Source organism: Flagellimonas sp. L-11 (genome assembly GCF_056857735.1).
Map to the genome: position 1 here is coordinate 1 of NZ_JBSXNR010000012.1, position 4,808 is coordinate 4,808.

At 39.2% G+C, this 4,808-nt stretch carries 5 protein-coding genes; 4 read left to right on the forward strand and 1 reads right to left on the reverse strand.

Going from position 1 to position 4,808, the window contains the following annotated elements; genetic code table 11:
- Positions 1–76: 76 nt before the first annotated feature.
- Positions 77–988 (reverse strand): HEPN domain-containing protein, encoded by a 912-nt coding sequence (locus tag AC13CC_RS00385; protein ID WP_482875569.1) that lies wholly within the window; start codon positions 986–988, stop codon positions 77–79.
- 144 nt (positions 989–1,132) lie between these two features.
- On the opposite strand from AC13CC_RS00385, the gene AC13CC_RS00390 reads away from it, so the two are divergent.
- The 4 genes from AC13CC_RS00390 (at position 1,133) to AC13CC_RS00405 (ending at position 4,753) form a co-directional block, all read left to right on the forward strand.
- Positions 1,133–1,543, forward strand: a complete 411-nt coding sequence (locus AC13CC_RS00390; protein WP_482875570.1) for a helix-turn-helix domain-containing protein — start codon at positions 1,133–1,135, stop codon at positions 1,541–1,543.
- 158 nt (positions 1,544–1,701) lie between these two features.
- Complete coding sequence (locus tag AC13CC_RS00395; protein WP_272652006.1) at positions 1,702–2,538, forward strand: HEPN domain-containing protein; 837 nt, start codon at positions 1,702–1,704, stop codon at positions 2,536–2,538.
- Between the two features lie 148 nt (positions 2,539–2,686).
- The gene (locus AC13CC_RS00400; RefSeq protein WP_166247002.1) at positions 2,687–3,952 is read left to right on the forward strand and encodes an IS256 family transposase; all 1,266 of its coding nucleotides are present in this window, start codon (positions 2,687–2,689) and stop codon (positions 3,950–3,952) included.
- A 225-nt stretch (positions 3,953–4,177) separates the two neighbouring features.
- Positions 4,178–4,753 (forward strand): DUF2971 domain-containing protein, encoded by a 576-nt coding sequence (locus AC13CC_RS00405; protein ID WP_482875571.1) that lies wholly within the window; start codon positions 4,178–4,180, stop codon positions 4,751–4,753.
- The last annotated feature ends 55 nt before the right edge of the window (positions 4,754–4,808 follow it).

Genomic DNA, 4,808 nt, shown 5'->3' on the forward strand with positions numbered 1-4,808 from the left:
TAAAAGAAAATAATGTTGTATAATTGATTTTTATAACCGTTCCCGCGGTGGAAAAAAGTAGGTGAAACTGGTAAACTTACGTCAGGAATTTACTGGTAAACTTTAGAGCGGAACAGTGGTAAACTTTCCTCGGAATATCCACTTTCTTAGAATCCTTTCCGATTCCATCGATTTGGGCCTTGCACTCATCAAGATGCCTTTGGAAAATGGACTCTACTTCTTTGATGAAATCCTTCATTTGTTTTTGGATGGCCTTGGTCTGTAGCTTTGTAATCTCGAACTCGGTACCGTAACGGGCAACGCTATAGGCATGTTCCAATAGGAGCAAAAGTTCATTGTTTTCCGTTCCGGAAGGTTCCACAAAGGGTTGGAGGGTGGGAAAGTAGTGTTTGCAGTAATTGATGTGGCTGATGATGCTATGGGTCACCATGCCCTTTCCGATGCACATCTGTTCGATGAACCTGAACGCAAGCTCAAAGGCCTGGTGCATGTTGAAGGTGGCAATGGCATAATCCCCTTCCTTTATAAGTATCTCCGCAATATTGGCAAAGGCATTTACTTTTGCTATTTCAGATTTGTAATAGCGGGAAGCCCGCTTCATGAGGTTCCGGTATGCCATGGTCGAAAAATCCATAATGTTCTCCCCTTCGGGATGGGCGAAGATGTTTTCCCCGAGACAGCAATGTTCCAGGAAATAGAGCGAACCCCTTTCAAGGCCGGTTTCGGATTGGCTCTCCGTGTAGACCCTTATCCTGAAATCGGGGTGCTTCTTTGCTTTCTTTGCAACTAGTGAACGGATTTCGTTGGGCAACGGGTCATTGTTGACGTCCACGAAAAGGGTCAGGAAATAATATTCGGTATTTCCCTCATTTTGTTTTCTGGACAGGAAGGCCCTGTCTATGGTAATGATGTTCAGGATGCCATTGAGCAGTTCGGACAGCTCTTCCGCTCTTTCAAAGTTTTCCAGTATGTTCGTGTAATGTGTCATGGGAACGTGTTTTAAAGGGTTCGAGAATCAACGATCATATTAAGGCCACATTTCCAAGTATCCCACCATGGACGTTTGTATTTTATTGAACCAGTTTTGTATTTTACCATCGGATTATTGTGCGAAACACCCTATATTTGAGGTATGGAGACCAAGACCAAAAACCACATAGGAAGAAAGATAGGCCGCATCCGCGAACTACGGGGCATGAAACAGGAGACCCTTGCCGAGGAACTGGGTATCAGCCAACAGGCCGTTTCCAACATTGAGAACAGCGAGAAGGTGGACGATGCCAAGTTGGAGGAGATCGCCAAGGCATTGGGTGTGACCAAGGAGGCGATTGAGAATTTTTCGGAGGAATCAATGATTAACTATTTCAACACCTTTAATGATAAGGTGTCAAGCAGTAACTTTGGCCACAACAATACTTGTACTTTCAACCCTTTGGATAAATTGGTCGAAGCTTATGAGGAGAATAAAAAACTTTATGAACGTCTTGTTCAAGCAGAAAAAGATAAGGTCAGTTATTTGGAACAACTATTGAAGAACAAATAAGCACCCCTATTTTAAATTAAAAGAACCTCAATCTTGCCATGGATTGAGGTTTTTTTATGGCATTTCCATTTATTTTAAAATAGAAATGATTACACCCATGTTGCCGAAACTTCCTTCAAAAGCATTAAAGATTCCTATCTTGCTACGTATAAAAAAGAATGTATAGCACAATAAAAGTATGGATTGACCTTTCAAAAAGTGATTTGAACTCTTCCAAAATCCTTCACGAAAATGGACATTATAGAAATTCTTATTTTTTGTTTCAGCAAACGACAGAAAAGGCAAATAAGGCTTTTGCATTAATTTCTGAAATACTCACTGAAACAGAACTCAAAACTATACAGCACGACCAAACTAAAATTTATAGGAAAGCAATTGTTAAGCAAGAAAAAAATATTTTGGAATCAATTGAGTTGTTTAAACAGATTGAAATTCATAAAAACTTAGAGTTATTATCACCAAAACAATTAAAAATACGTCACGACTCAATTAAAAAAAGCATATCATTTATAGATAGTTTACGAAATTGCGATTTAATCAATATTACTAGTGAAGACCTAGACTACTATATAAATGAAATTAATGAACTCAAAAATTTTAAACTAGAGTTGCCTAAAGATTTTAATTCAATCTTAAGAACTCAAATGATTGCACTTAGCAATTGGATTGGTCAATTCGATACTGAAAAGGCAAAAACATTTAAAAAGGAAATACAGGATTTTCTAAATATAGAAGAATCTGAAAAACTATTTGAATCATTAAAGACAGTCATATATCCAATGTTTGATATAATGTTCATTAATTTCACATTATATATTTGTGCTATTTTAACAATTCAACATAGTTCATTGACTAGATACCCAAGTGACGGAATTAATCCAGAAAGAATTTACAATAGAAAACTACCCATTGTAAATAAACAAATGGAATTTATTGAACTTTTGACCGAGGCGATTTCACGAATGGAAAAAATAAATGAATCTCAAGAAAAGTAATTCTAGCTAAATGAAAATCTCAAAAATTAAGGAGCAGGAATTGAAAAATAGATCGGAGAAAAAACGTGTTACAATGACCTGCTAAAGAGGGTGTAAACTGAACTCTGTCTGAAATAAATTTAAGTGCTAATTTTATTCAGACAGAATCATGAGAAAAGAAGAACAGACAGAATTCGAGAAAAAGGTACTTGACCAGTTTATGTCCGGCAAGAATCTTTTCGGCAAAGGAGGCGCATTCGCCCCAATGCTGAAGAATGTTATTGAAAAGGCCCTTGAGGCAGAGATGGAAGGTCATCTGGACGAGTCTCAACGTAACCAAGGTAACAAGCGCAATGGCAAGGGTAAGAAGACGATCAAAAGCGGCTTTGGCACTTTTGATATCGATACGCCACAGGACAGGCAAAGCAGCTTTGAGCCCGAACTGGTAAAAAAGCGGCAAACTATTCTGGCCGACAATCTATCGGACAAGATCATTGGCCTTTACGGCCTTGGGATGAGTTACCGAGACATTTCCTCCCATATCAAAGAAATGTACGATACCGATATCTCCCATACCGTTCTGAGCCAAATAACCGATAAGATCATACCTGACGTGAAAGCCTGGCAGAACCGCCCATTAGAGCCGCTCTATTGTATCGTGTGGCTCGATGCGATGCATTACAAGGTCAAAGAGGATGGTAGGATAACCCATAAGGCCCTTTACAATATTCTGGGCATCAACAAGGAAGGTCGCAAAGAAATATTGGGCATGTACATTTCCGAGAGCGAAGGAGCCAATTTTTGGTTGCAAGTACTTACAGACCTGAACAACCGTGGACTTAAAGATATCCTGATCGCCTGTACGGACAACCTCAGAGGCTTTACCGATGCGATATTGAGCGTATTCCCGAAAGCACAGGTGCAGCTCTGCATCGTACATCAAATACGCAACTCGCTGAAGTACATTGCCTCTAAGGATCAAAAAGAGTTCATGCGAGACCTAAAACTTGTTTATCGTGCCACCAGCAAGGAAGTTGCGGAGGATGCCCTTATCGATTTGGAAGAGAAATGGGGCGACAAATACCCCGTGGTCATCGAAAGCTGGCAGCGTAATTGGGAGCAGCTATCACAGTACTTCCAATATACGGAACCCATCAGAAAAATAATCTATACCACCAATGCAGTAGAAGGGTTCCACCGTCAGGTGCGTAAGGTCACCAAAACCAAAGGGGCGTTCACCAATGACATGGCCCTGCTCAAACTGGTATACCTGGCCACAAAGAACATCGAAAAAAAATGGACCAGCCCTTTGCACAATTGGAGCCTAACGGTTCAACAACTTTATATTAAATTTGGGGAGAGGATACCCTTGATATTAAACACCAATTCCTTTGGGGCTAGCCCCAAAGGAATTGAATCAAAGGACAGAGTTTAATTTACAGACCCCTGCTAAACCAAATTGCCAATGCGGTCGGGACCCGAGACCTACGGCCCCACGATCGAAAACACCAAAAACCCGACCCAACAGCACCTAAAGGCAATTTGGCAACGTTCTACTTGTCTTTTAAATTATTTGCAAATAAATTCACATAATTCAAAACCCAGAACGTCACTGCGTTTAGCAGGGCGCTGTGTACAATTACCAAAACCTTCAAAATCAATGCTCGTATTTAAGTATAGAAGTGGTACAGAGAATGATTTAAAAGCTCTTGAAAACAATCAATATTGGTCATCTTCTATTGAGCAATTAAATGACCCTTGTGAGGCCATTACCGATGCTAAACGAGTAAAAAGATTTCTGAATTACATTGGGCAAAAAGTTGCAGCCAAAACAAGAGAGGGTGTCAAATTAATTAATGATAATACTGACGACGTTTTGTCAATGGATAATAAGATGGGTATTTATTCACTTTCTAAAACTCCTTTAGACGAATTACTTTGGGCTCATTATGCTAATTCTCATAAAGGATTCTGCATAGAATATGATTTGGATATTTTACTCAAAAACGACGGAAAAAATCACGTTCATTCCTTTCCTGTTATATATTCAAAAAAGCCTCCTAGCATTGGTTTTTTGGACATTATAAAAAACAAACAAAACAACTATATAAAAAAGTTCGCTTTTCATAAATCAAAAAGGTGGGAATATGAGTGGATATTCCGACCCAAAGTTTACCACTGTTCCGACCCAATGTTTACCACCGATTCCGAAGCAATGTTTACCACTGATTCCTGAGTATAGTTTACCAGAATAATCAGGGCAAAAATTTACAATTTTTCTGATTGATTAG

Coding starts and splice junctions, on each gene's coding strand:
- AC13CC_RS00385 (WP_482875569.1), bottom strand. CDS start 988: ATGACACATTACACGAACATACTGGAAAACTTTGAAAGAGCGGAAGAG.
- AC13CC_RS00390 (WP_482875570.1), top strand. CDS start 1,133: ATGGAGACCAAGACCAAAAACCACATAGGAAGAAAGATAGGCCGCATC.
- AC13CC_RS00395 (WP_272652006.1), top strand. CDS start 1,702: ATGTATAGCACAATAAAAGTATGGATTGACCTTTCAAAAAGTGATTTG.
- AC13CC_RS00400 (WP_166247002.1), top strand. CDS start 2,687: ATGAGAAAAGAAGAACAGACAGAATTCGAGAAAAAGGTACTTGACCAG.
- AC13CC_RS00405 (WP_482875571.1), top strand. CDS start 4,178: ATGCTCGTATTTAAGTATAGAAGTGGTACAGAGAATGATTTAAAAGCT.